Annotated in this window: 25 protein-coding genes, 1 tRNA gene and 1 pseudogene; 19 read left to right on the forward strand and 8 right to left on the reverse strand. The window is 63.2% G+C overall.

What is annotated here, in order from left to right; genetic code table 11:
* The 3 genes from VK92_RS24665 to VK92_RS24675 form a co-directional block, all read left to right on the forward strand.
* Positions 1 to 583 (forward strand): AMP-binding enzyme (locus VK92_RS24665; protein WP_048026245.1); only part of this gene is annotated, 583 nt, incomplete at its 5' end.
* Between the two features lie 83 nt (positions 584 to 666).
* Positions 667 to 1,011 (forward strand): DUF4212 domain-containing protein, encoded by a 345-nt coding sequence (locus tag VK92_RS24670; RefSeq protein WP_048026244.1) that lies wholly within the window; start codon positions 667 to 669, stop codon positions 1,009 to 1,011.
* A 3-nt stretch (positions 1,012 to 1,014) separates the two neighbouring features.
* Entirely contained in the window at positions 1,015 to 3,030 is a 2,016-nt protein-coding gene (locus VK92_RS24675; RefSeq protein WP_048026243.1) for a sodium:solute symporter family protein, read from the forward strand.
* Between the two features lie 63 nt (positions 3,031 to 3,093).
* On the opposite strand, the gene VK92_RS24680 is transcribed toward VK92_RS24675, so the two are convergent.
* Positions 3,094 to 3,747, reverse strand: coding sequence for a hypothetical protein (locus tag VK92_RS24680; protein WP_231616482.1), 654 nt, complete (start codon positions 3,745 to 3,747; stop codon positions 3,094 to 3,096).
* A gap of 423 nt (positions 3,748 to 4,170) precedes the next feature.
* On the opposite strand from VK92_RS24680, the gene VK92_RS24685 reads away from it, so the two are divergent.
* Genes VK92_RS24685 through VK92_RS24705 form a run of 5 tightly spaced genes read left to right on the forward strand, consistent with a single transcriptional unit; the run spans position 4,171 to position 10,861 of the window.
* The gene (locus VK92_RS24685) at positions 4,171 to 7,023 is read left to right on the forward strand and encodes a type VI secretion system Vgr family protein (protein ID WP_048026241.1); all 2,853 of its coding nucleotides are present in this window, start codon (positions 4,171 to 4,173) and stop codon (positions 7,021 to 7,023) included.
* A 25-nt stretch (positions 7,024 to 7,048) separates the two neighbouring features.
* A complete protein-coding gene (locus VK92_RS24690) occupies positions 7,049 to 8,314 on the forward strand; it encodes a VRR-NUC domain-containing protein (protein ID WP_048026239.1) in 1,266 nt (421 codons plus the stop codon).
* Positions 8,315 to 8,352: 38 nt separating this feature from the next.
* A complete protein-coding gene (locus VK92_RS40555; RefSeq protein ID WP_082160934.1) occupies positions 8,353 to 9,696 on the forward strand; it encodes a type VI immunity family protein in 1,344 nt (447 codons plus the stop codon).
* 8 nt (positions 9,697 to 9,704) lie between these two features.
* Positions 9,705 to 9,992 carry a PAAR domain-containing protein gene (locus tag VK92_RS24700; protein ID WP_048026237.1) on the forward strand — a complete coding sequence of 96 codons (288 nt, stop codon included), beginning with the start codon at positions 9,705 to 9,707 and terminating at the stop codon, positions 9,990 to 9,992.
* Between the two features lie 41 nt (positions 9,993 to 10,033).
* On the forward strand, positions 10,034 to 10,861 hold the full coding sequence (locus tag VK92_RS24705) for a competence protein CoiA (protein ID WP_048026236.1): 828 nt from the start codon (positions 10,034 to 10,036) through the stop codon (positions 10,859 to 10,861).
* Positions 10,862 to 11,018: 157 nt separating this feature from the next.
* On the opposite strand, the gene VK92_RS24710 is transcribed toward VK92_RS24705, so the two are convergent.
* On the reverse strand, positions 11,019 to 11,726 hold the full coding sequence (locus VK92_RS24710) for a TIGR02391 family protein (protein WP_048026234.1): 708 nt from the start codon (positions 11,724 to 11,726) through the stop codon (positions 11,019 to 11,021).
* Between the two features lie 287 nt (positions 11,727 to 12,013).
* Between VK92_RS24710 and VK92_RS24715 the strand changes: the two genes are divergently transcribed.
* Both VK92_RS24715 and VK92_RS24720 read left to right on the forward strand, forming a co-directional pair.
* Entirely contained in the window at positions 12,014 to 13,051 is a 1,038-nt protein-coding gene (locus VK92_RS24715; protein WP_082160933.1) for an FRG domain-containing protein, read from the forward strand.
* Between the two features lie 25 nt (positions 13,052 to 13,076).
* Positions 13,077 to 13,319 (forward strand): hypothetical protein, encoded by a 243-nt coding sequence (locus tag VK92_RS24720; protein WP_048026231.1) that lies wholly within the window; start codon positions 13,077 to 13,079, stop codon positions 13,317 to 13,319.
* Positions 13,320 to 13,364: 45 nt separating this feature from the next.
* On the opposite strand, the gene VK92_RS24725 is transcribed toward VK92_RS24720, so the two are convergent.
* From VK92_RS24725 to VK92_RS43120, 3 genes and pseudogenes are all read right to left on the reverse strand, one after another.
* Positions 13,365 to 13,772: a hypothetical protein gene (locus tag VK92_RS24725; RefSeq protein ID WP_048026229.1), complete on the reverse strand. Its 408-nt coding sequence runs from the start codon at positions 13,770 to 13,772 to the stop codon at positions 13,365 to 13,367.
* 254 nt (positions 13,773 to 14,026) lie between these two features.
* Positions 14,027 to 14,117, reverse strand: a tRNA-Ser gene (locus VK92_RS24730).
* Between the two features lie 57 nt (positions 14,118 to 14,174).
* Positions 14,175 to 14,363: pseudogene (locus VK92_RS43120) on the reverse strand (hypothetical protein); the annotation flags it as partial.
* A gap of 155 nt (positions 14,364 to 14,518) precedes the next feature.
* Between VK92_RS43120 and VK92_RS24735 the strand changes: the two are divergent.
* The 8 genes from VK92_RS24735 to VK92_RS24770 all read left to right on the forward strand — a co-directional run bounded on the left by VK92_RS24735 (position 14,519) and on the right by VK92_RS24770 (position 21,320).
* Positions 14,519 to 15,145 (forward strand): LysE family translocator, encoded by a 627-nt coding sequence (locus tag VK92_RS24735; protein WP_048026248.1) that lies wholly within the window; start codon positions 14,519 to 14,521, stop codon positions 15,143 to 15,145.
* A 45-nt stretch (positions 15,146 to 15,190) separates the two neighbouring features.
* The gene (locus tag VK92_RS24740; protein WP_048026226.1) at positions 15,191 to 15,607 is read left to right on the forward strand and encodes a hypothetical protein; all 417 of its coding nucleotides are present in this window, start codon (positions 15,191 to 15,193) and stop codon (positions 15,605 to 15,607) included.
* 352 nt (positions 15,608 to 15,959) lie between these two features.
* The gene (locus VK92_RS24745; RefSeq protein WP_048026225.1) at positions 15,960 to 17,051 is read left to right on the forward strand and encodes a toxic anion resistance protein; all 1,092 of its coding nucleotides are present in this window, start codon (positions 15,960 to 15,962) and stop codon (positions 17,049 to 17,051) included.
* 20 nt (positions 17,052 to 17,071) lie between these two features.
* The gene (locus tag VK92_RS24750; protein WP_021163607.1) at positions 17,072 to 17,818 is read left to right on the forward strand and encodes a VWA domain-containing protein; all 747 of its coding nucleotides are present in this window, start codon (positions 17,072 to 17,074) and stop codon (positions 17,816 to 17,818) included.
* A gap of 46 nt (positions 17,819 to 17,864) precedes the next feature.
* Positions 17,865 to 18,881: a DUF475 domain-containing protein gene (locus VK92_RS24755; protein ID WP_021163606.1), complete on the forward strand. Its 1,017-nt coding sequence runs from the start codon at positions 17,865 to 17,867 to the stop codon at positions 18,879 to 18,881.
* Between the two features lie 94 nt (positions 18,882 to 18,975).
* The gene (locus VK92_RS24760) at positions 18,976 to 19,632 is read left to right on the forward strand and encodes a TerD family protein (RefSeq protein WP_021163605.1); all 657 of its coding nucleotides are present in this window, start codon (positions 18,976 to 18,978) and stop codon (positions 19,630 to 19,632) included.
* A 51-nt stretch (positions 19,633 to 19,683) separates the two neighbouring features.
* The gene (locus VK92_RS24765; RefSeq protein ID WP_048026224.1) at positions 19,684 to 20,553 is read left to right on the forward strand and encodes a hypothetical protein; all 870 of its coding nucleotides are present in this window, start codon (positions 19,684 to 19,686) and stop codon (positions 20,551 to 20,553) included.
* A gap of 146 nt (positions 20,554 to 20,699) precedes the next feature.
* A complete protein-coding gene (locus VK92_RS24770; RefSeq protein WP_048026222.1) occupies positions 20,700 to 21,320 on the forward strand; it encodes an HAD family hydrolase in 621 nt (206 codons plus the stop codon).
* A gap of 23 nt (positions 21,321 to 21,343) precedes the next feature.
* Here the strand turns inward: VK92_RS24770 and VK92_RS24775 are convergent, their stop codons facing one another.
* Positions 21,344 to 22,453 carry a fatty acid desaturase gene (locus tag VK92_RS24775; RefSeq protein WP_048026221.1) on the reverse strand — a complete coding sequence of 370 codons (1,110 nt, stop codon included), beginning with the start codon at positions 22,451 to 22,453 and terminating at the stop codon, positions 21,344 to 21,346.
* 204 nt (positions 22,454 to 22,657) lie between these two features.
* Here VK92_RS24775 and VK92_RS24780 point away from each other — a divergent pair, with 204 nt between their 5' ends.
* Positions 22,658 to 23,695, forward strand: a complete 1,038-nt coding sequence (locus VK92_RS24780; RefSeq protein WP_048026219.1) for an AraC family transcriptional regulator — start codon at positions 22,658 to 22,660, stop codon at positions 23,693 to 23,695.
* A 61-nt stretch (positions 23,696 to 23,756) separates the two neighbouring features.
* Here the strand turns inward: VK92_RS24780 and VK92_RS24785 are convergent, their stop codons facing one another.
* Together VK92_RS24785 and VK92_RS24790 are read right to left on the reverse strand one after the other, a co-directional pair.
* On the reverse strand, positions 23,757 to 24,806 hold the full coding sequence (locus tag VK92_RS24785; protein ID WP_048026217.1) for a lactonase family protein: 1,050 nt from the start codon (positions 24,804 to 24,806) through the stop codon (positions 23,757 to 23,759).
* Positions 24,793 to 26,160: an MFS transporter gene (locus VK92_RS24790; RefSeq protein ID WP_111999086.1), complete on the reverse strand. Its 1,368-nt coding sequence runs from the start codon at positions 26,158 to 26,160 to the stop codon at positions 24,793 to 24,795. Before VK92_RS24790 ends, VK92_RS24785 begins: the two co-directional genes overlap by 14 nt.
* Positions 26,161 to 26,282 lie beyond the last annotated feature (122 nt).

Genomic DNA, 26,282 nt, shown 5'->3' on the forward strand with positions numbered 1-26,282 from the left:
GAACGGGCAAGGCGGCATTCTCGTTGTCAAGCGCCCGTGGCCCGCGATGATCCGCACGATCTGGGGCGACCCGGAACGTTTCAAGAAGAGCTACTACCCGGAAGAACTCGGCGGCACGCTCTATCTCGCCGGCGACGGCACCGTGCGCGACAAGGACACCGGCTACTTCACGATCATGGGCCGGATCGACGACGTGCTGAACGTGTCGGGCCACCGGCTCGGCACGATGGAGATCGAATCGGCGCTGGTCTCGCACGAGCTGGTGGCCGAGGCGGCCGTGGTCGGCCGTCCTGACGACACGACGGGCGAGGCGGTGGTCGCATTCGTGGTGCTCAAGCGTTCGCGTCCGGAAGGCGAGGAGGCCGCGGCACTTGCCAAGACGCTGCGCGACTGGGTCGGCAAGCAGATCGGGCCGATCGCGAAGCCGAAGGACATCCGCTTCGGCGACAACCTGCCGAAGACGCGCTCGGGCAAGATCATGCGGCGCCTGCTGCGTTCGCTCGCCAAGGGCGAAGCGATCACGCAGGACACGTCCACGCTCGAGAACCCGGCCATCCTCGAGCAGCTCGCCGAAGTGCGCTGACCGTACCGGTTGCGCATCACGCGCACGAGCCCCTGCGCGGCAATCCCGATTGCCCGCGCAGGGGCTTTTTGTTACATAACGGCATGACCGTTCCGACCCGATCCGCGCCTGCCGCGCCACCGCCCGTTCCCGAGCCGCTCGCGCGTGCCCATGCACGCTACTGGCGCTTCAACGTCGCGCTGATCGCGGTGCTGATGGCGATCGGTTTCGCCGTGTCGTTCATCGTGCCGTTCTTCGGGCCCGCGCTCGCGAGCGTGCGCTTCGCCGGGTTCAGCCTGCCGTTCTACGTCGGTGCGCAGGGCGCGATTCTCGTGTATCTCGTGCTGATCGTCGCGTACATCGGGCTGATGCAACGCGCCGACCGCACGCTGCGCCGCGCGTACGACGAGCATGCGGCACGTACCGGCCATCCGAACGGCGGGCGCTGATTCATGCTGACGCATCGACTGATCCGCGCGTATGCGCTCTACACGCTGGGGTTTCTCGGGTTCGTGCTGCTGATGTGGCGGATCGAGCGCGCCACCGGCTCCGGCGTCTGGATCGGCTACGTGTTCCTGTTCGTGCCGATCGCGGTGTACGCGGTGATCGGGCTGCTGTCGCGCACGTCCGATCTCGTTGAATACTACGTGGCCGGGCGGCGCGTGCCGTCCGCGTTCAACGGGATGGCGACGGCGGCCGACTGGCTGTCGGCCGCGTCGTTCATCGGCCTGGCCGGCTCGCTCTATACGACCGGCTACGATGCGCTCGCGTACGTGATGGGCTGGACGGGCGGGTTCTGCCTCGTCGCGTTCCTGCTTGCGCCGTATGTGCGCAAGCTCGCGCGCTACACGATTCCCGATTTTCTCGGTACGCGCTTTTCGAGCACGGCCGTGCGTGCGCTTGCGGCCGGCGCGGCGATCCTGTGTTCGTTCGTGTACCTGGTCGCGCAGATCCAGGGGATCGGCCTGATCGCGACGCGCTTCATCGGCGTCGATTTCGCGATCGGGATCTTCTGCGGGCTCGCGGGCATTCTCGTGTGCTCGTTTCTCGGCGGAATGCGCGCGGTCACCTGGACGCAGGTCGCGCAGTACATCATCCTGATCAGCGCGATCCTGATTCCGGTGTCGCTGATCGCGATGAAGAACGGGCTCGGCCCGGTGCCGCAGTTCAGCTACGGCAAGCTGATGGAGCGCGTCGCGGCCCGCGAGGCGCAGGTGCGCGATGCGTCCGACGAACAGCAGGTGCGCGACGCGTATCGACGACAAGCCGCGGACATCCAGACGCGGCTCGACCGGTTGCCTTCGTCGTATGCGGATGCACGCCGCCATCTCGCCGACCAGCTGGCCGACCTGCGGCGCCACAACGGGCCGCTGCGCGAGATCAGCCAGCGCGAGCGCGAGCTGGCGGACTTTCCGCGCGATCCGGCGGCGGCGCGTGTCGCGTGGACGCAGGCGCGTGACGACCTGCTGGCCCGTGCCGAGCCGCCCGTGCCGATGCACGAACCGTTTCCCGCCGCGAGCGATGACGAGCGCAAGCCGCGCGAGCGGAATTTCCTCGCGCTGCTGCTGTGCCTGTCGCTCGGCACCGCGAGCCTGCCGCACATCCTGACGCGTTACAACACGACCACGTCGGTCGCGTCGGCGCGGCGCTCGGTCGGGTGGACCCTGTTCTTCATCGCGCTGTTCTACCTCAGCGTGCCGGTGCTCGCGGTGCTGATCAAGTACGAGATCCTCGCGAACCTCGTCGGGCGGCCGTTCGCCGAATTGCCGGCGTGGGTCACGCAATGGCATCACTTCGAGCCCGATCTGATCAGCGTCGTCGAGGTGATTCGCGGTGGCATCGTGCACTGGTCGGAAATCCAGATGCAGCCGGACATGGTCGTACTGGCCGCGCCGGAGATTGCCGGGCTGCCGTACGTCGTGTCGGGACTGATCGCGGCCGGTGCGCTTGCCGCGGCGCTGTCGACCGCGGACGGGCTGCTGCTGACGATCGCGAACGCGCTGTCGCACGACGTCTACTACTGCATGGTCGCGCCCGACGCATCGAGCCAGCGGCGCGTGACGATCTCGAAGGTGCTGCTCCTCGGCGTCGCGCTGTTCGCGTCGTATGTCGCGTCGCTCAATACGGGGAAGATCCTGTTTCTCGTCGGCGCCGCGTTCTCGCTGGCGGCCTCGAGCTTCTTTCCGGTGCTGGTGCTCGGCGTGTTCTGGAAGCGCACGACGACGCGCGGTGCGATCGCCGGGATGGTGACCGGGCTCGCGGTGTGCGTGTACTACATCGTGTCGACCTATCCGTACTTCACTCAGCTGACGGGATTCGCGGGGCGCACGTGGTTCGGGATCGAGTCGATCAGTTCGGGAGTATTCGGGGTGCCGGCGGGGTTCGCGGTGGCGATCGTCGTGAGTCTGTTCGATCGAAAGCCGGATGACTATACGCGGGCGCTGGTGGATTACATCCGGCATCCGTGACGCGAGTGTCGTTCGGCATGCTCGCGTGGCGGGGCAGCCGGTATCGGCGCCGTGACGGGCGGGTCAGAGCGCGGCAATGCCGAGCTCGGCGCCCTTGGTCGTCTGCACCCGGCTGAAATCGCAGCTTCCGTCCGTCATCCCCTTGGCGTTCGGTATCGCGACGCACACGTACGCACGGATGCCATGAGGCAGTGCCACGTGGCGAAACTCGCCGACCTTGATCGTCGCGACCCGGTCGACGGCAAAGCGATCGTTGATCGGTGTCGCGCTCGACGGGATCGACATCGTCACTTCCGACGCGGCGTTCCCGGTTTGCGATTTCAGCGTCTGGCTGCTGCCGATCTCTCCGCTGACCGAGAAGCGTATCGCCGCCTGTCCTTCGGACACGCGTTGAACCGTGACCGCAAGCGTCGGCATGGCGATTCCCGCCGCGCATTTGCCGGCAGCGCACTCACGAACGGAAAGCAGCGTGCGAAACGGGGATGCAGGCTGACCGATGACCGACAGGTCGGTAGACGATCCGCCGTCGCGCAGCGTCTTGTCGACCGGCGGGGGAGAGGTCACCGCGACGGTGGTGGTGATCGACGGCGGCGAAAATGCCGTTGCGCAAGCTGACAGCATCGTCGAAGCGACAATCGTCATGGCGAACCCTGGACTGAATCGCATGGATCTGACTCGCGGAGCTGAAACCTCGGATATCGTCAGAAGAATACACATCTTTAGCGAGCGGTGTTCGGGGTTCGATGTGCGATGGGTGCTCGGTCCAGACGACGCAGCGGACCGGACGAGCGGGCGTGCCGGCTACGGTCAGCGTGAGCGCGGCCACGATCTGCTCCGTCGAGCATGGCTTGCGTTTCATCGCCAACCTCCCGTTCCTGACGGGGAAATTGCCGCCGACGCACTAACACTCGTTTGTGTCCAGGATTCCTGGAGCAGATCAGGGTTCACGCCAGCGGCAACGAGTTGACCGAGAAACTTCCGCACGATCTTCCAGACTCAGCGTCAGCTTGCGTCAAATCGGTAAATATTTCTCGGACTTTAGCTACAATTGCGCGAGAGCGACCTTTCGTCGCCGCTGGCTGACCGTCTGTGTGTTGCTTCTCTGACGGTAGCTCGAACCTGAGAGAAGGACGACAAGAAATGGCACTCAGACCACCCGCAATCGGGGACCTGAAGAATCGCGACCTGTACGAGGCCGTTCATCGCGGGTTGTTGCAGCACGACCGGCTGTTGATGCTGGATACACCACTCGGCAAGAACGCGTTGACCCCGCTGCGGGCACGCGGATCGTCCCGGATTGGCGGTGACTACCATTGGACAATCGACGTTGCGTCGCTGCGTGACGATACGGCGCTGCTGTCGCTGATGCATCAGCCCGTCACCCTGTGGATTCAACAGCGTACGGTACTGTATGCAGATTCGGTCTATCGACCAGTGCACGGTTTCGTGCATCAGGTTGGATATTTGGGCGGTGACGGTAGCGTATCAACGTACCAGCTCGAATTTTCATCCGCGCAGATTTTCCTGAGCAAGACCCACAACGATGAAGGGTGGCTCGAAAAGGACGCGCGCGAAATCATTTCCGACGTGTTCAACCGCTATCCGCAGTTGCAGGGGCGGTTCCGGTTCGACCTGACGCGCGAACCTGCGGTGCGCTCATGGTGTCGTCAGAGCGAATCCGATCTTCATTTTGTGTACCGCCTTCTCGAAGATGAAGGCATGTATCTCCGTTGGGTTCACGAACCGACGAAGGAAGGCGAGCCGCCGAAAACGACGCTCGTTATCGTGGACCGCGTATCGTCGCTGCCGGAAGCGAAACCGGCCGAATATTATCGCGGTAACAGTGATCACGAAGCGGACGGGTTCACGCAGTGGGCGGTCATGCAGACCATGCAGAGCCTGCGTTACATGTCGCGTGCGTTCGACTACAAGCGCCCGACATCCCATTTCCAGACGGAAAGCGCTCTGCAATCCACGACCTACGCAACGGACGGCGGGCGGCAGGCGGAATCGCGCAGCATCCCTGCTGCACCGATGACGATCTATCAGCCGACAGCGTACGGCTATCCCGATTCAGACAGCGGCGAAGGCCGTGCCCGTCGTCGTGTTGAAGAGTGGGATTCGCGTGCGCGTCGCTATTTCGGGGTCGGCGGTCTACGATGGCTTGATGCCGGGTCGCGGTTCACGCTGAACAACCATCCCCGTCATCCCGACAGCGATCCCAAGAAGCGGGAATTTCTCGTCATTGAGGCGCGATGGTTCATCGAAAATAACGTGTCGATTGGTCAACTGGCGACGGAATATCCGCGCAGTCTGCGCGCGACGCTGGCCGAGCAGCAGGCGGCACACGGGGCGCGCTTCAAGACGCCGGAACACCCACAAGACGGGACGGCCGGGTTTTTCGTCATCGAGATTGAGGCACAAGAAGCGAGCGTTGAATATCGCAGCCCGCTCGCGCATCCCAAGCCGAACATGGCTATCGAGCATGCGATCGTTGTGACGCAGCAGGGATCGGAAGCATGGACGAACGAGCGGAACCAGGTACGTGTGCATTTCGCATGGGACCGCAAGAACCCGGACGGTACCTTCGCATCGTCGCCGCTACTATCGACCATGCAGGCCGATACGGGCAACGGCTACGGCTCGGTGCACGTGCCACGGGCCGGTGAATGGGTTTTGGTCGCCTATTGGGCAAACGATTGCGACAAACCGTTCATTTTGGGGCGCGTCAACGGCGGCGCGACACCTTCTCCGTGGCATTCGAATGTGCTGCTGTCGGGATTTCAGTCGCAAGGGTTCGGTGGCACGGGCGCGTTTAACGCGTTCGTCCACGACGACGCCACGAACCAAGGCGGCACGCGGCTCGTTAGTTACACGGGCAGCAGCTACGCATCGATCGCGCAGGGATATCTGATTCAGCAGAGCGGAAACACGCGGGGGCGATATCTCGGTTCGGGATTGCTGTTGCACGCCGACCATTACGCATCGGTACGCGGTGGCCGTGGCGTGTCGATCAGTGCGCACCCTGTTTCGCGCGACAGCGATCAGCTTGATGTTGACGAAGCACGCGAGCAGCTTACGCGCTCAAAAGACCTGCTCGGCAGCATCTCGGATGCGAGCGAACAGCATCAGGCCGAGAGCCTGAAACCCGGCGTTGAGGCGCTGACGGCGTTCACCGATGCAACGAAGCAGTCTGCATCCGGCGAAGCTACCGGCGGACGTACGGCGGGCGGCGGCACGGGTAACGCCAATGCGTTCGCTGCGCCGCTGCTGCTGCTCGGCAGTCCGGCCGGTATCGGCCTGTCCACACATCAATCGCTTCACGCGAGTGCCGACCAACAGGCGAACTGGATCAGCGGACAAGATTCATATTTCGCGGCGGGCGGATCGATGCACGCGGCTACGGTAAATCATCTGAGCCTGTTCGCACGTAATCAAGGCATCAAGGCTGTTGCGGGTAACGGCAAGGTTGAGATACAGGCGCAAGCAGGCGATCTCGAAATGACTGCGCAGCAGCTTGTGAAATTGCTATCGGTAGCCGGACGGATGGAAATTGCAGCCGATCAGGAGCTAGTCCTGTACTGCGGCGGCGCAACGATCCGCATCAAGGGCGGGAACGTCTCGATACACGCACCCGGCAACGTTGACTTCAAGGGCGCGTCGTTTAGCTTCGCAGGGCCGGTCAGTGAGTCGTACACGATGCCGCAGTTCAAACCGTCGTATCAGGCGCAATACGTCTTGAAGAACGAAGCAGATGGCACGCCGATGATTCGACATGCGTACGAACTGAAGCTGCCATCAGGGCGGACCGTGCTCGGCCATACGAACGATCTTGGCGAGACAGTACCGGTCTTTACGCCGAATGCACAGAGCGTGAGCCTCAAGGCGTTCAAGCAGGAAAAGCAGGACGTGGAGCCGTGGAAGTATGCCGGTGGTGGGGAACCCGACATTTGGGCCGATTACCTGAAGGTTGACCCTGACGAGCGCACGTGAGCGCCAACGATACTAGGAGAACACAATGGGCGGATCACTTCAACCGGCAGGCGCGTGCGAGACGATCAAAGAGCGCGTACCTGAGTACGCATATTTACCGCCGGGAACCAAGGGATATTTGCGGGAAAAGGTCGAGAAAGCGCTGAAAACGGCGAAATACATTCCCGTCAGGTTGCGCGATGGCTCGATCGTCTACCGGCTGCTCATGCAGTCAGCGATGAGTGTGCCAATGATGGTCGAGGAAGAGTTCGAGTGGAAGTGGCTATTCAAGTACAAGGCTGAAGTGAGCTTCGACATGATGCCGTTCTTCGCGACAGGCGGCGTTGCCGCTCCGATTCCCTTCTTGAGTAATGAAAAACCCCACGGGACAGAGCGTCGTCGAAGCCGGAACCCGTTTCCGCCCGGAGCGAAGGTAGGTGCTCTTCGGCGACCCGATGTGATCATTGTGGAAAGCGAGGCGATTCTCTGGCCCGGGCGTGGAACTGTCGATCGCGAAGGCGGGCATCATGCCAACAATATGTTGCGATTGGTCGAAGTCAAATTCCCGGGTGACAACTGGGGACCGGGGCAAGAGGAAGCTTACCGGGCGATTTCCGGCGACTTCAAAAATCGCATGACCGTGATCGATGTGACTGATTGCAATGGGGACTTGCAGAAAATCCCTAAGCCTGCACCTATTCCCGCGCCGAAAACCAACGATGAGAAGGACCGGCAGACAGTGCCCATTCGTAGCGTCCCCGCTGTCCCGCACCATGTCTGGTATGAGGACTGGTGGCAAAAGGCGCACACGTTCGGCGAAGAGGTTGAACATGCGGTTGCCCCTGTTTGGGATGCCGTTCATCGTGGATATTCATACGTGTCTGCTGAAACCAGTGCGTTCCTGCATCAGCACGCAGCGTGGATGTTTACGGCGGGTCAGTGGGTCGCTGACAAGGCGCATAGCGCTTGGGTATGGGTTGACGAGAAGGGGCACGAAATATTCCGCTACACGGCTGCGCAACTCAAGGCCGGATGGGAGGCAATTGTGCAAATGACCGATATGACGTGGGACGTGCTCACTCATATCGATTGGGCTCAGGTCGGCGTGACTCTGCTGAAAGGAGCCGCGATAGCGGTCGCCATCGTCGTCGGCGTCGCGATCGTGATCCTGTTGCTGCCTGAGTTGATCGCGATTTTCGCTGCGCTGTGTGCGATTATCGCGGCTGGTGCGGAGGCCGCTGCGGCACTGGCTGCGACCCTTGGTGTAGTCGTCGGGGGTGGGAGTGCGGTCGCAGCGCTGTCCGCAAGTTGACTGAATTCATGTGCGACTGATCAATTGACGATCCGATTATGACTTTGAGTGATTCGAAACCCGTCTTGACGCCGTTGCAGGCGCTTTCCCGCTATCAGGAAGATTTGAGCGTACGCCTTGCCGACAATTCGATGGGCGTGTTGCCGGGTGTCATCGGTACGGTTTTCTTTGAGCGTGGCTCGCAACCTGAGGTGCGAAAGGCGATCCTTGACTGCTTTGACCGCTTTGATGAAATGTTCGGCGAGCATCTGAAGGGAGGCAAGGATGCTGACCTTGGAAAATTCACGGCGCGAAATGCCAAAGGTGTTGAGAAGATTCGCCGTGCAATTTCCGATACACCGTCATATATGCAAGTCAGTGTGTTGCGTTCCAGTGCAACCGACCAAGATACAGCGGCGGAATACAATATCGGGGTGTTAACCGGGACGGCACTTCAAGAGGACTATGTTTCGCCCACCGGACGATTGAGAGTGCCTAAGGGACGGGAGACGGGTTTATCGTATTTGAAATTCAATGTGCCGATGAACTTGGTCACTACCGCTGAAGGAGTCGCGAAGTACGAGGAATTTCTGCGTTATGTGTGTAACAAGCTCGTAGTGCGTGGTGGCTATGGTGGGCTTGCGCCTGTTCTTGCGTATAGCTATCACCGATATATGCCGCAAGAATGGGCACTTGCGGAACGTTTCAGCGGGTTAGACATTGACAGTACCGCGCACCTGCAGAAACAAGAGTACGACCCGGTGTCCTACGAAGGTGAATCCAAAGACGATCTAACCGCCTCCTATGATCATCTGCATCCCGGTGCGAAGGTCGGGCGGTGGGGCTTCATCAAGGGTGTGAACTGGTTCACGATCCTAGGCGAACTGTTCATCGAGCGTTTGGGTGGCGAGGCGGTAATCCGAGAAAAACTTGATCGTCCCGATATTCACATCGAGCGCGCCAATGCATGCTTGATGATCCGTGCGGGCGACTTCCCGCGCCTTGGCGCTCCTGAAGAGGGTTTGCCCGAGCCGTACGTGTTCGTGAACAGTGTCCTGCGCATCCTGCGCGATCCGAAACCCGACGCACTGCATACCTACATTCCCGACCTTCCGAGCGCGGATGTGAAGAACGCGCGCAAGTGGGTAGCACGCTTCGATTTGCCCGATGCCCCGCCGATTCCTGAGCCGCCGACGATAGTTCCGCCGCCCGCAAATCGCGAACCGGCCCGCCAAAGTGTGCGGGGCGGCAGTGCATGCCCGGAAGCGGGTTGGTGGCATACGCCAGCAAAGGTTGGGAGCCGTCGTTACTTCGAAGCTGGCGAAATCATGCCGGTGATCGAAGGCAGTTCGTGGGGTACAACGAACTGGCACTGGTCGCCGACTGAGAAGCAAGGCGGATAAAACCAGCCATGACGAGATACCTGATTCTCGACGGCGATCACACGACAGTGGCGGGAACGGTGCAAGCCAAGGCTACGCCGTTCGCGCTCGACGGCAGGCACATCGCGCATGAGGATGACGATGTGTTCTGCCCGGTGTGCAAGACGATCGGCAAGATCAAATGTGTCGGCCCGCGAATTCCGATGACCGGGCCAGATGGTCGCCGCGTAGCGCTCAGTGACGATCTGTGCGTTTGCAAGTGCCCGGTGCCGCCGTTGCTCATCGCATCGCAGCACGTCATGTCGGTCGATGTGTGACGGCGGCGAGGTTCACAAATCAGGCGCGAAGGGGATAACAGGTGCAGTTCGCCATCGTTGAGCAGAAGCGCCGCGAGGCGTTCCCGGGCGGTCAAGGCGTTTGCCCGACATGCGGCGCGGCAACCATCGCGAAATGCGGCCCACGCGTTATGCATCATTGGGCGCACGCCAGCCGTCGCGATTGTGATCCGTGGTGGGAGAACGAAACGCCGTGGCATCGCGAATGGAAAAACCTATTTCCTGCCGAATGCCGAGAAATTTCGCACGTAGCGTCTGACGGTGAAATCCATCGGGCGGACATCAAGACCCCGACAGGCATCGTTGTTGAAGTGCAGCATTCTGCTATGACCGACACCGAGCGTATTTCCCGTGAAGCGTTCTACGGCAACCTCGTATGGGTCATCGATGGGCACGGATTCCGGCAGAACTTCGACATTTACCACGCGCTGCCCGACCCGGTGTCGGAGCTGGCGCGCGATCTGATTTGGGTCAAGGCAAAGCGTGAGTTGCGAGGCGCGGCGGCGGGAATCTTCTTCCGGTTGTCTGAATGCGTGAAGGACTATCCCGACGCGACGAAGGCGAACCCGCGAGGCGGTTGGTACCACTTCATGCACGAAATCGAAGAGCAGGTGCAGCGCGCGTGCACCGGCCACTACCAATACGATTGGGTCCGGCCGCGCCGCACGTGGCTTGACGCCACGTGCCCGGTCTACATTGATTTCGGCGAGGACTGGCTTGCACAACTCATGACGTACGATGAATCGGGCCTGCGCTGTATGCGGTACGTTGCAAAGAGGAAATTTGTCCACGATGTCGTGGTCGAGACGGATGCCCGCGCTATCGCAACGCGTTTCTATCCGATCCGTTAGATGCTCGCAGGCCGGATATGTCGAGCGACGCATGTTGACGGCTGCGCAACGCGCGGAAATTAAAGCCAAGCTGACGGTGGGCGGACTTGCGAAGCAATTCAGCGTGCCGCACCGGACGATCAGCAAGGCCGCCGCTGCTGCGTGATCTAGCTCTAAGCTATGTGGGCGGGGATGCGGATGCAGCGGCAAGCGCTTCGATATCGAGGATGATCGTGTTTGCCATTTCGATAATTGTCCGTGCCTGAGCTAGATCGGGTTCGACATCGTTGTGGGCGAATCGATTGCGATACACGCCGTAGAAGCCGCTGATCAAGTTCCGCATCGCTTGCTTCTGCGAGTCATCAAGTGCAACCGGTATCTTTCCACCTTTTCCGAAAACCACGTTGACCAAATCCTCTCCGTCAATGCTTTCGGTTACGCCGAACGCACGCCGAAGCCGGTCCGTCATCACAACAAAAACCTTGCGGACAGCGGAGTCGTAGTGTCCGCCAGCCATCAACGGCGCAACAGCGTCGCGCAATCGAGGATCAACGTGTGTGTCGTCTGTCGATCGGGCTGCAAGATTGCGCAGCGCTGTTGGCAGGTCATAGAAAACGATGTCTTGCGCATCCTGTGCGCAACTGGCCTTGTCGCCGACCCTGAGGTAGCGAAGCAGGAAACTCAAGTGGCGACCGAGATTTCCGCAGGAACCCCAATCCAGCCCAGAGACGTTGAGAAAATTCTTTGCTTCTTCGGCAAGCGCTTCGTGTATGCGCAGCAATTCTGGTGCGTCAGCATCATCAAATAACGTGTGAAGCTGAATCGCCTTGTCGTAGGTTTTCTGATACTGCTGTAAGGCGGTAGCAAGCGACGGGGACGACGGCATTTGGGCACCTGTAGGGAGTGGCTGATCGATGTACCGTGTAGGACGCGAAAACCCATAAGAAACTTTATCAAAAGCAATTACCCATCGGTCAGTGCGTGGACACCCCGCTGCTTTGCCGCATTTCTTGGACCACAGGGTGCGCCGTTAGGGGCTGAGTATGGTCGCAGGCGGTCGATCATGATCTGTTCAACCTACGAGGACAAAGCTAAGCTTACGCAGTTGTTCTCGCGTTCCGGGCGTTGACCCGCTTGAACATCGTGCGTTATGGGTTTTGAGGAAGCGATACTATGCAAATAGCCCCAGCCTCCGCGCTTATCGAAATGTCAAAGCGTGTTGAGGGTCATCGATCACGCCGTGATGCCAGCTGGTACTGGTACGAAGAAGAGGGCCTTGGCGGCGCAATACCATTTGCTGTCTCGAAACTCTATCGAGGGCAGAACGCGCACCACACGCCCATGCTTCCGTCGATCGGTCGGGGCTTGCAGTCCACCGACATTGGAAAAATACACGAAGGCTCTATAGCCGATCAGGCGAAGATCATTCTTCGGGTAGCTCAGGCGTGGTGGTTTTCCCGTGAACTGACGCATCACCCCATTTCACACCATGCTGCAGGTCAGCGCCTCGATTTCGACCCCATCGCGCTCGCTCAGCACTACGGTATTCCGACCGGATACCTCGACCTCTCGGACGATTTTAACGTCAGCGCTTTCTTTGCGACTTGCCATGAAACAAAGGATGGATGGAAGCCGGTCGATGAAGGTGTGGGAGTGATGTATCGGGTTCATCTTCGAAAATTGACGTCCCCCTTCGACAACTACATAGCGCTTGGGCCGCAGCCGCTTCCTCGACCGAGTGAGCAGTGTGCATGGGTTACCGCACTTCCTTTTTGTCACTCGTTCGAGGGATGGCCGGGTGTCGAGCTATTGCCGTTCCAGCATGATCGGCATGTTGGTCAACACTTCTTGGAAATGTTCGAAGGTGGCGAGCGGTTGTTTCCGCCGGACCCTCTGGCCGACGTTGCCGCTGAGATTCTAGCTTGCAGAGAAATCCCGATCGACATCGTTGAGGCTGCTCTGGAGTCGTACGCCAATGACCCCTGCGGGATTGTTTCCGAGCATCTACCTGTTCTGCGCAAGGAGATTTCAACGCTGGCAAATCTCGTGAACTACAGAAGGCTACTGACAGATCAACAGATTGCACCTCTTCTTGCGGACCCAAAGTGGGTCGAGCAGACGCTCGGAGTGGTGACAGCCAAGGCCGTTGCGGTTAGCCGCGTATATATTCCGTCGCCGGGTGTAGGCCCTGAATCTGATTCGGCCACTTGATGTCCAGAGCCTATAGGCCATCATCATGTTCAAAAAATCGATGCGGCGAACTGCCGCGACTATTGGTGCGGCGGCGACGGCATATTCCGCTGTCATGTGGCACGTATCTGCGCAGGCGGGGATCGCGGCTTCGTCCTTGCCGTCAACCGCAGATAAGGCGATCAAGTCGCTTCAAACCCTTTCGTCGCAAGAGAATCTTTGGGCTGCACAGGGGGCGGTTGTTGCTGGCATTCTGTTCGCCATAGCCCTCTTGCTTGAGGATGAGTGAGTCGATTGAGAACCACATCGGCGGCTAGTACGGCGCAGCCCAAATTCACGCATCTGCAATCGGCGACAGTTTCTCGTTCGCCACAAATTGAGCCAGGCGGACATGGGCCGTTGCGATCACGTGGGCCGGGACGCTCGTCAACTGCTCGTCGTGCATCAACAGGAGGTGCTCGACAGCGGTACGGCCTTCTGCCGAAATCTCGAAAATGCCTGTTCTCTTCCCGGCCACTGCGCAGTCAACCACATCAGCTTCGGCAGTACGGAACTGATCTAGGTCCCGACGACCGACCGTCGCCTCATGCACGAAGTACGCGAGATAGATCGTTTGGAATACCTTGCTGACGGCATCGGTGGTTCCGTTGCTGCTCTGCAATGAGGCCAGCGCAAGGTGATGTTCCAATGACCTTTTTCGAGCGGCCGCCGCTGGCAAGGGCAACAACATGTCCTTGGTCATTGGTGCCTTGCTTCGGCGGGCTGAGGATTTCGCGCGGGGCTTCACCTGTCGGTGAATCGTACTTTATCGCGTGGGCGTGCCGGGAACGGTACGCCTTCGCGGGGTGTCGATGTCACCGGCAATTCGTGACGACAGGGAGACGCAGCGAAATTCTGCGACGCCCGCGAATTTCTGCTTGATGATGGGTTGTATGATGGAGTGAAAAATAAAAAGCCCCACAGATCATTGATTCTGCGGGGCTTTTTCGGTATTTCTGGCGGAGAGAGGGGGATTCGAACCCCCGATAGGCGATTAACCTATACACGCTTTCCAGGCGTGCGACTTAAACCACTCATCCATCTCTCCGGAAGACCGAGAGTATAGCAAACTCTGGCGGCAGCCCGCCACTCCCTTCGGCGATCGTCAGAAATCCGTCGTCATCGACAGCCATACCGACCGCGGCTCGCCTTGTATCAGGTGCCCACCGGTCGTCGGCGGTCAGTACGACTTGTTCGTGACATTGCGTACGATTGCTCGCAACGCCGTCTTCCTGCCGAACAGCGCCGTCGCACAACTCGCACCGAGATCGTGGCGGTCCCACGCCGGGATCGACGCCACGCGACCGCCGAGCGGACCTCGGGGCGAACATGCGATCATGAGCCGTTCGAATGCGTCGCCATTGTTCGCGCACGCCGGCAGCGGCCCGCGCGGCCGAAGACGACGACGCCATCCCGTTCGCAAGCTCCCTTCAGAAGGAACGCCACGCCATGTCGCTGTCCGCCTTGCTCGCCTTTGCCCTGATCCTCTCCGTCGGCGTCGCGACACCCGGCCCGACGGTGTTGCTCGCGATGAGCAACGGCTCACGGTACGGATTGCGTCACGCACTGGTCGGCATGCTCGGCGCCGTTACCGCCGATGTCGTGATGGTCGCGCTGGTCGGGTTCGGTCTCGGGATGCTGCTCGAAGCATCGGAAACGGCGTTCGTCACGCTGAAGCTGGCCGGTGCCGCGTGGCTCGCCTATGTCGGTGTGCGGATGCTCTCGTCCGGCGGTCGTGCTGCCGCGCAGGCAGTCGATCAGGCGATGCCCGATCGCCGGACCGCGTTCCTGAAGAGCTTTTTCGTCGCCATGAGCAACCCGAAGTATTACCTGTTCATGTCCGCGCTGCTGCCGCAGTTCGTCGACCGGTCGCACGCGATCGCGCCGCAGTACGCGATCCTCGCAGCCACGATCGTCGCGATCGACGTCGCCGGGATGACCGGCTACGCGCTGCTCGGCGTGCACTCGGTGCGCGTGTGGAAAGCGGCCGGCGAGAAGTGGCTGAACCGCGTCAGCGGGTCGCTGCTGCTGATTCTCGCGGGATATGTCGCGTTGTACCGCAAGGCCGCGAACTGACGCGACGATGCTTCCGGCGCACGATCTCGGCCAACCGGTCCGGCGATGAAGCCGATCGAACGCTTCGCGCTCGAAACGCACGACGGTCCGTACGAAACGTGGCCGCCGCGTGCCGCCGTGCTCGTGAACGGCGAGCGCTCGGGCCTCACGGTTTCCGGTTACGTGCTGCTTCGCCAGTTCGAGACGCCGGCCGCTTATCTGCTCGTCACCGACTACGACTGCCTGTTCGAGGAGGCCGTCACGTTCATGCTCGTGTCGAAGGATCCATTGACGGAAATCGCGCGGCGTACGGTCGGCGCGATGTATGCATCCTGCCATCTGGACGACCTCGCGTGGGCCGACGACCGGCATTTCAGCGCGACGTTCGTGGACATCGACGGACGATGGGATTTTACGATTCGTGACCGATCGGTGCCGTTCATCCTGCCCAGGCTCGGGATGAATCGCGTGCGGGATCGCTAATGCGCGATCGGTGTCCGCGAGGGCCTTGGCCCCGTGAGTGCGCCGTCTGAAACCCGTTCAAACAGGCGGTTTCATTTCTCTTTCGCATTGATCCGACATGTAAGTTTCGGCGTGTCCGAATCTCGCGTGGCCAGCCCGCATCGCGGCAGGAGCGGGGCACCCGGGCATGACGTCCGTTCATCACCTTACAAAATGAATGGAAATTGAAAGAATTCCTTCCCTTGACGCAAGGCGCTCGGGCCATTTATTGTCCGTCTGCCGCCCGTGAGAGAGCACGGCGGTTATCGCGGATGCGCGCCACGCGCGCACGACAACACGCAGCAGAAAGCAGAAAAGGAAACGTGGTAGCCACATGAAGCCGCTATTCGATGACAAGAACTCCGATGCGGTCAGCGATCGTCCTTCCACCCCGTCTTCGTCACCCGTCGCCGTGCCTGCCGCCGCCGTCACCGTGCCGGCCGCGCGCCCGACGGAGAATGTCCGCCTGATCACCGTCGACGAGATCGACCAGCTCGGCGCGACGCAGGGCACGCGAATCGCCGCTTTTTCCCAGCAGATTCTCGCGAGCGTCCGCGCGTCGGATGCCGACCAGTTCGGTGACAAGCTCAACGAACTGATCGCGACCGCGAAGGGGCTCGATCCGCGCGGTGCCGACAAGGGCGGGCTGCTCACGCAGGTCACGCGGCTGTTTCGCTCGACCAAGGAGAAGCTGCTGTCGCAATACGAATCGGTGAGCAAGCGGATGGACACGCTCGTCGTCGAGCTCGAGAGCCATGCGCGGCGCCAGAAGGCCGGCATCGACGAGCTCGAGCGGATGTACAACGACAACTACGCGCTGCACCAGGAGCTCGCGCAGTCGAAGGCGCTCGGCGAAACGGCGCTCGCGACGCTGCGTGCGCATCTCGCGGCCGGCCAGCAGCCGGCGGACGACGCGTTCGCCGCACAACGCCTGCTCGACGTGCAGCGCAAGGTCGACGCGCTCGAAAGCAAGCTCGACGACCTCGACCGCGCGATGCTGATGTCGAAGCAGCTCGCGCCGCAGATCCGCATGGAGCAGGACCAGAAACGCACGCTGACGTCGAAGTTCATGACGATCAAGACCGTGCTGATCCCCGCGTGGACCAATGCGTTCGCGCTCTACCTCGAGCAGCTCAGCACGAAGCGCGCGGCGGCGCTCGCGAACGCGACCTACGACGCGGCCGACGAGGCGATCCGCGCGCAGGCCGACCTGAACCGCCAGAACGCGCAGGAAGTCGCGAAGCTCGGCCAGCGCCCGGTGATCTCGACCGACACGTTCGAATACGCGCAGCAGCAGCTGTTCGGCGCATTCGACGACATTACGCAGATCATCGCCGACGGCAAGCGCCAGCGCGAGCAGGACGCGCCGCGCCTGCGCCAGCTCGAACAGGACCTGATCACCCGATTCGCTCCGAAGCACAACTGAGAGAACTGAGAGAACACCGCATGATTACGCTTGAGAAACGCGCGGCGAAGGTCGCGATCGTCCTCGAAAAACGCCAGATCCTGAAGCCGCCCGTCGTGCGCGTCGGCGCGGCGCTCGACATCTCCGGCTCCGCGAAGCCGCTCTACCAGTCGGGCGTGATCCAGGAGACGCACGACCGGATCCTCGGCATCGCACTGAAGTTCGACGACAACGGCGAAGTCGACACGTGGACTTTCACCGAAGGCTACAACCGGCTGCCGACCGCAACGCCGGACAACTATGGTTCGTACATTTCCGACCACGTGCTCGAAGCGCGGATCGACAAATGGGGCGGCACGCAGTACGCGCCGGTGATGAACGACATCGTCGACTTCTTCTTCCGCGCGCCGCAGCCGTCGCCGAAACGCGAAGAGAAGCGCGGCTTCCTGAGCCGGCTGTTCGGCGGCGCGGACGAGACGCCGGCACCGGCGGCCTCCGCGCCGGTGAACGGCCATTTGCCCGCATGGGTACTGTTCGTCACCGACGGGCAGAACCCGAAGAACGATCGCAAGCGCGTGCGCCAGCTGCTGGCCGAGTCGCAGCACTACCCGCTGTACTGGTCGCTCGTCGGCGTCGGCGACCCGAGCGAATTCGGCTTCCTCGCGGAAATCGCGGAAGAGATGCCGAACGTCGGCTTTCTGCATCTCGAATCGCTCGACATCAGCGACGAACAGATCTACGAACAGTTGATCACGCAGGAATTCTGCGACTGGGTGCGCGCGAAGTAAGCGCGGCCCGCACGTCATTTTTTCCCGAAACTCGAAACCCCACATCATGTTGAAAGACTTCAAGATCCCGCTGTCGCTCACGGCGCTCGCACTGGTCGCCGCGTATTTCCTCGGCGGCGTGAAAGACATGCTGATCGTCGCGGTCCTGTGCGTGCTCGAAATCTCGTTGTCGCTCGACAACGCGGTCGTCAACGCCTCCGTGCTCAAGAACTGGTCGGAGAAGTGGCGCAACCGCTTCATGGTGTTCGGCCTGCCGGTCGCCGTGTTCGGCATGCGGCTCGTGTTCCCGCTGCTGATCGTCGCGGTGATCGGCCACATCGGCATGTGGGATGCGCTGACGCTCGCGATCGAGTCGCCGGAGAAGTACGCGGCGATCCTGACTTCCGCGCATCACCAGGTGTCGGCGTTCGGCGGCGCGTTCCTGCTGATGGTGTTCTTCAAGTTCATGCTCGACACCGAGAAGGACGAGCACTGGATCGGCTTCCTCGAAAGCCCGATGCGCCATCTCGGCCGCATCACCGCGCTGGAAGTGGCGCTGACGCTCGCGATCGTGATCGTCGCGTCGTTCTACGTGCCGTCGGCGGAACAGGTCGCCTTCCTGCTGGCGGGCGCGTTCGGCGTGATCAGCTTCGTGATCGCGCACGGCATCGGCGACCTGATCGGCGGCGAGGAAACGGGCACGCGCGTGGTGCGCGAAGGCGTCGCGGGTTTCATGTATCTCGAGGTGCTCGATTCGTCGTTCAGCTTCGACGGCGTGATCGGCGCATTCGCGCTGTCGAACAACATCTTCCTGATTGCGCTCGGCCTCGGCGTCGGCGCGGCCTATATCCGGGAGATGACACTCGTGCTGCTGAAGAAGGGCACGCTCGCGCAGTACCGCTATCTCGAGCACGGTGCGTTCTGGGCGATCGGTGCGCTTGCAACGATCATGTTCCTCGGCGTGAAGTTCGAGGTGCCCGAGGTCATCACGGGCCTGGTCGGCGCGGCGATGATCGCCGCGGCCGTGTGGTCGTCGATCGTCGTGCAGCGCAAGGAAGATCGCACCGCGGTGGCCGGCGAATAAGCGCGCGCCGCACGAAAACCATCAACGAGGGGGCCGCGCAGGGCGGCCCGGCATTGCCGCCGGCGCAACGGCGGTTCCAGCAGAAGAGGTTCAGATGATCAATTTGTCGAAAGGCGGTCGCGTCAACCTGTCGAAGGAAGCGCCCGGCACGCAGAAGTTCCGCATCGGTCTCGGTTGGGACGCGAACGCGACGGACACGGGCACGGATTTCGATCTCGATGTGTCGGTGTTCCTGTGCAAGTACGACGCGCAGAGCAATCCGAAGCTGATCTCGGATCAGCATTTCGTGTTCTACAACAGCGAAGTGCGCACGATGGAGCGCAAGGAAACCTTCATCCAGCCGGGCGACGATTTCCCGAAGCGCGGGATGCCCGCGTCGAAGTGCCTGGGTGTCGTGCATAGCGGCGACAACCGCACGGGCAGCGGCGGCGGCGACGACGAGGTGATCTTCATCGACGTGACGAAGCTCGCCGCGGACATCGAGGAAATCTCGGTGGTCGTGACGATCGACCAGGCCGAAGCGCGCCGCCAGAATTTCGGCCAGGTGCGCAACAGCTACATCCAGATCGCCGACGAGGTGTCGGGCGCGGTGATCGCGAAGTACGCGCTCGAGGAAGACTTCTCGATGGAGACGTCGGTGCAGGTGGGCAGCTTCTATCGCCGCGACGGCCACTTCATGTTCAAGGCGGTCGGCGCCGGCTACAACCGCGGCCTGGGCGACTTCGTGCGCGCGTACGGCGGCGCGGTCTGACTGGCGGCAGTCCGGCCGGCGGGACACCGCCGCGCCGGGCAGGAAGCAGCGATGACGAATCCGTCCGACGAGCCGAAACGGCTCGAGTTCGATACGACGCCCGAGCGCACGCCCGGGCGTCTTGCGTTCGACGCGCCGCCCGCGGCCGCGACGACGCCGGGCACGCGCGCGCCCGAGCGGCCGGCACCGCAGGCGCTCGACTTCGGGCCGGCGCCCGACAGGCCCGTGCGCACCGCGCCGGCCGAGGCGGTCGGCCGCGCGGTGTTCGGCGAGTCGAACCATCCGCAGCTCGAAGCATGCTTCCGCGCCGCGCAGGCCAGCTTCCCGAATCTCTACCCCGACTACGCGCCGCGCATCGAGCGGCACATCCGGCAACTGGTACCGCTGAAGCTCACGACGGTCGCGACGATCGGCGACGGCGCGCTGGAGACGGCGGGCAACCTCGTCGAAGCCGTCGCGGCCACCACGCGCGAATTCAACGAACTCGGCGCGGCCGACATGATGGCCGGCATGCTCGCGCAGGCGACGCGCAAGGCCGGCATGTTCGAACGCTGGTTCGGCGGGTCCGCCGGGCATGTCGATTATCGAGCGGCGCTCGGTGCGCTCAAGCAGTCGCTCGGCTTCTTTCCGCGCCGCACCGAGGAACTCGCCGCGAAGGTTCGCCATGCGGAAGAAAATCTCGTGGTCGTGCTCGCCGCGCTGAGCGCGGTGTCGGACGTCGTGCGCGCACCGGACGATGCGGGCGTCGAGCGCACGTTGTTCGACCGCCGCAACATCGTCGGGCAGGCGGTGCAGCAGATCCGCATGCAACCCGCGCAATTGCGCGGGCTCGACGAGCGCGTGACCGATCTGCTGTCGCGCGCCGATCACCTGATGAACGTCGTGCTGCCGGCGGCGCTGGCGGCGCGGCCGCAGCGCTGAGCGAACGGCGCATAGGGCACGAGGCGCACGAATGCGCGCGCCGTGGCGCGCGCATTCGCTGCGCGGGCCACGTCACGCCATTTCACGTGCACCGGCGCGAGTCTGCTATCTTCCCGGGCATCTCATTGCTTTCCCGCCGATTCTCCATGACCGACCGCATCGTTGCCGCATTCGATTTCGACGGCACCATCACGACGACCGACAGCTTTCGCCATTTCGTCCGCTATGCGGTCGGCACGCCGCGCTTCGCATGGGCCGGGCTGCGTGCACTGCCGTGGATCGTCGCAATGAAGGCCGGGCTGCTGTCGCGTGGCGATGCGAAAGCGAAGTTCGCGTCGTTCGCGTTCGGATCCGTGCGCGAGGACGCGCTCGATGCGCAGGCACGCACGTTCGTCGACACCTACCTGCCGGGCCTCGTGCGTCCGGAAATGCTCGAACGCATTCGCGAGCACCGGGCACGCGGGCATGAAGTCGTGCTGGTGAGCGCGTCGCCGTCGCTGTACCTGGAGAAGTGGGCGAAGACGGCCGGCTTCGATGCGGTGCTCGCGACGCGGCTCGCGTTCGAGCGCGGCACGTTTGCCGGCCGGCTCGACGGCGAAAACTGCTGGGGGCCGCAGAAGGTCGTGCGGCTGCGCGGGTGGTGGGGCAACCGGCCGCCGAAACAGCTGTTCGCGTACGGCGACAGCCGCGGCGACAAGGAAATGGCCGAGCTCGCGAACTGGTCGTGGATCCGCGGGCAAGGGCCGATGCCGCCGATCGGCGGCTGAGCCGGCGCGGCGCCGGTCTTACATCACGCGTCGGCTTGCGCGTGGCGAGCGCGGCGCGACGGTCGATACGGGCCCCAGCGATTTGCACGCGCGAAGGTGCCGACGTCGTTGAAGCGCACGCCGACTTCACGCAGCGCCGCATGCGCGGTGCGCGCGGTCAGCTGGCGAATGTAGAACGGGTCGCGCACCACGAAGTGATGGATCGCATGCGTGCTGCCGAAGTTGAAGCAGAACAGCTGGAACGGCAGCATCCACCACGGGTTGAGCACCTGCGTTTGCTGGATCACGTTGCGTGAATCGATATCGCCGAAGTAATGCATGTTCGAGCTGACGAAGTTGATGCAGAAGCTGCGCACGAAGTTCGGCCCGAGCCACACCACGGCCAGGAAATCGACGGCGCTCATCACGCGCGCGACGATGGCCGGCACCGTCACCGCGTAGCCGAACGCATGCAGCGCGAACAGGCCGGCGTGATAGACGATGAACGCATGCCACAGCACGTAATACACGTGACCGACCGGCATGTACGACGACACCTGCTCGACGCGCAACTGCAAGCGTTCGGACGGGTCCTGCACCGGCTGAGCGGCCACGTACTGCTTGACCTTGCGGCGCATCGCGGCCGGCCGCAGCACGACGGCGAGCATGCCGTCGGCGATCATCAGCAGGCGCTTCACGCTCCAGCGCTCGCCGTTGGTGATGCCGAATTCCTCGAGATCCGATTCGCCGCCCGACACCTTGTGGTGATGCAGGTGCATGCGCCGCCGCGTCCACGGGTTGATCGTGCCGGGCCGCGTGAGCCAGCACAGCGCCATCATCAGGTGATAGGCCCACGGCGTCTTCTTGAAGTACATCAGGTGGATCAGGTCGTGCTCGAGCTCGTGGATCAGCGACGTGACGAACGCGGCGAGCGGCAGCGCGACGTACCACGCGATCGCCCCGCGCGCATACAGCCAGGCGATCGCCAGCATCGCGCTCACCGACACGGCCATCACGGTCGCGCCGACGAGGTTCTGGTTGTCGAGCATTGGAAAGCGCGCGCGGATCGCGTCGCTCGCGGCGTTGACCTCGCGGCGGACGTACGCGACCTTGTCCGCGTCGTGGCGAAAGGCGGTTCGTGCGGGTTGGCTCATCGACCGGATTCCTGCGGAAAGAGTGGGGCGTTATGCCGATGTGACAAGCATAGGCGCGCACCGGGCCGCCCGCGAGGGCCGCGGGTGCCAATGGCGGTGTCATTTCGGGCCACGTTGGCCGGCCGGCGCGGCTAGAGTCTCGCCCCGGTGTCATTGCGGGCCAGCGGCGCTACAATCCGCCGAAACCGCTCCGGAGTCCTCCGCATGGCCCTGTCCGTCCCGGATGCCGCGCGCCAGTTGAACAAGGCGACGGTGTCGTCCGCGTATGCGCTGTTCATGCTGATGCTGGCCGAGGAGCGCGGTATCGACGGCGGACGCATTCTCGCGGGCTCGGGTGTCGAGCGCGACCGGCTCGCGCAGCCCGATGCGCGCATCACGCCGCTGCAACAGGCGGCGATCGTGTTCAACCTGCTCGACGCGACGGGCGATCCGTCGATCGCGATCGAGATCGGCCTGCGCAGCAGCCTGACGAAAGCGGGACTGATCGGCTTCGGGCTGATGAGCTGCGCGACGCTCGGCGAGGCGATCTCGCTCGGCATCCGCTACCTGCCGACGCGCGTGCCGTTCTTCTCGGTGCGGCTCGCGCGGCTCGACGGGACCGTCGACATCGACGTGCTCGAAGCGTTTCCGCTCGGCCGGCTGCGGCAGTTCGCGGTCGAGAACTTCCTGGTCGAGACGGCGATCCTGTTCAATTCGCTGCTGTATCCGATGCCCGGACGCACGTTGCAGTCGCGCGCCGAACTCCATTTCGAATGGCCCGAGCCGCCGTGGTTCGAGCGTTATCGCGCGCGGCTGCCGCGCTGCCATTTCGACGCGAGCGCGAACCGCATCCGTTGCGATGCCGCGCTGCTCGACGAACCGATCGGCACCGCGAACGCGCACACCGCACAGATGATCGTGCAGCAGTGCGAGGCCGAACTCGCGCGGCTCGGTTATGCGGAAAGCATCGTCGAGCGCGTGCGCAACCTGCTGATCTGCGGCGAGGGCGGCTATCCGTCGGTCGACGACGTCGCGCGCGAGCTGCATGTATCGGCGCGTACGCTCAAGCGCAAGCTCGCCGAATACGGTGCGACCTATTCGACGCTGCTCGACGAGATCCGGTTGCGCGACGCGCTGCGGCTGCTCGAGGGAACGCGGCTGCCGGTGGACGAGATCGCCGCGCGCGTCGGTTATACGGATCGCGCGAACTTCACGCGTGCGTTCAAGCGCTGGACGGGTGTCGCGCCGAGCGAGCGGCGCTGAACGCGGGCATGCGCCGGCCCGCTTGGCGGGACTGCCGCTTCATGCTCCACGTATCCCTTCTTCAGACGATCTCGACCCAGTTCGCGCCGCGCCCGCCCGGCACGCGTGCGTGCGGCGACAGCGCGCCGTCGTCCTGCGAGATCGCATATACCGACACGTATTCCGACTGTTCGCCGCACGCGACGAGCCAGCGCCCCGACGGGTCGATCGCGAACCCACGCGGCTGCGTCTCGGTGGCCGTTGCGTGCGCGGGCTCGAACGTGCCGTCAGCGGTGCGGCGATAGCAGAGCAGGTGGCTCGACGTGCGTTCGCTGACGTAGGCGAAACGCCCGTCGGGGCTCAGGTGCAGGTCGGCGGCCCAGACGGAGGGCTCGGCGGGCGCGGGCGGCCGCGCATGGCCCGGCGCGAGTTCGGCGACGGCCGGATGGCGCGCACTCACGTGCACCTCGCCGAGCCGGCCGGTGTCGGGGTCGCACGCGAACGTGGCGAGCGTGGCCTGGAATTCGCTGACGACGACCAGCGTGCGGCCGTCGCGCGCGAACTGCAGGTGGCGCGGGCCGAACCCGGCCGGCACGCGCGTTTCGCCGTGTTCGAGCGCGCGCAGGCCGGCCGCGTCCTCGACCAGCGCGAAGCTGAACACGCGATCCGATCCGAGCGAGCTGACATAGGCGAAACGGTTGTCCGGCGACACGATCACCGAGTGCGCGTTCGCGATGCCGCCCACGACCTGCAGCGGCGTGCCGTCGCCGTCGCGCACGCACGCGGCGTCGTAGAGGCTCAGCGAATTTCCGCCGTACGATGCACCGAGCAGCCAGCGGCCGCCGCGGTCGAGCGATAGGTACGCATGGCTCGCGTCGATCGCGGTCGCGCCGATGCGCACGAGCGCGCCGGTGGCCGGCACGACGCGGAACGCGACGATCGTCGGCTGTTCGCCGCGCGTCGCGACATAGAGCCGCGCGCGGTCGGCCTGCACGGCGATCGGCATCGCGACGTCGGCCGCGGGATAGCGGGCGAGCGGCGCGAGCGCGCCGTCGGCCGCGAGGGAGAACGTGGCGAGGTCGGCGTCGGCGGCGTTCGAGACGACGACGGTCAGGCGGTCAGTGTTCGGCATGGCGGAGCATCGATGCGTTCGTCAGGGCGGTGTCGGCCGGCAGGCCGCGCGGCGGATCGCTGCGCCGGTGCGTGCGCGCGAACAGCGCGGCCACGGCGGCAACGAGCGACGCGATCGCGAGCGCATACAGCCCGCCCGTGATCGAACCCGTATGTTGCTTCAGATAACCGAAGGCCGTCGGCGCGACGAAGCCGCCGAGGTTGCCGACCGAGTTGATCAGCGCGATCACGGCCGCGGCCACGCGCGTGTCGAGATAACCCTGCGGGATCGGCCAGAACAGTGACGCCGCGGCCTTGAAGCCGAGTGCGGCGAAGCAGATCGACGCGAACGACCAGGCCGGATCGTGCGACGTCGACGCGAACAGCCCGCACGCGGCGAGCACGAGCGCGAACGCGAGCCAGCGCTGCGGGTGCTTCCATTTCGACGACAGCACCGCGAAGCCGTACATCGCGCCGATCGCGATCATCCACGGAATCGTGTTGTACAGGCCGACCTGGAAATCGGTGAGGCCGCCCATCTTGCGGATGATCGTCGGCAGCCAGAACGTCGCCGCGTAGATCGTCAGCTGGATCGAGAAATACAGGAAGCAGAACAGCACGATCTGCGGATCGCGCAGCAGCGCGGTGGCGCGCACCGGCACGTTCGAGCGCACGTCGCGCGTCGCGCGTTCTTCGTCGAGCGCGTTCTGCAGCGCCGTGCGTTCCTCGGCCGTGAGCCACGTCGCGTCGCGGATGTGCGATTTCAGCAGCAGCCAGCTCGCGCCGCACAGCGCGACGGAGAACAGCCCTTCGATCAGGAACATCCACTGCCAGCCTTCGAGGCCGAAGCCGCGGATCGACAGCAGCGCACCGGTGACCGGCCCGGACAGCACCGACGCGAACGCGGAGCCGCCGAGGAAGATCGCCATCGCCTTGCCGCGCTCCTGCGGCGGCAGCCATTGCGACAGGTACAGCACGACGCCGGGAAAGAAACCGGCCTCGGCCGCGCCGAGCAGGAAGCGCAGGGCATAGAACGACGTGTCGTTCCACACGAACGCCATCGCGGCCGCGACGATGCCCCACGTCGCCATGATTCGCGCGAGCCACACGCGGGCGCCGTAGCGTTGCATCAGCAGGTTCGACGGCACTTCGAACAGCGCGTAGCCGACGAAGAACAACCCGGCACCGAGGCCGTACGCGGCCGCGCCGATTCCGATCGACGCTTCGAGGTGGCGGTCGACGAAGCCGACGTTCACGCGGTCGATGTAGTTCGCGATGAACATGATCAGCACGAGCGGCAGTACATGCCACTTCACTTTCGAGACGGCGGACGCGAGCGGGTCGCGTCCGGGCAGGGCGGGCGAGGGCGGGTTCAAGCGTGTCTCCGGTCGGGCGGGGCTGTGTAGTATGTCGTCGTATGACATGGTACGCCTGAGTGCCGGTGAAGACGTCGCGGGTTTACCCGGGAATTTCTCAGACATTAGGGAATTTCACGAGA

It is taken from the genome of Burkholderia sp. LK4 (assembly GCF_001043615.1).
Lineage (GTDB): Bacteria > Pseudomonadota > Gammaproteobacteria > Burkholderiales > Burkholderiaceae > Burkholderia > Burkholderia cepacia.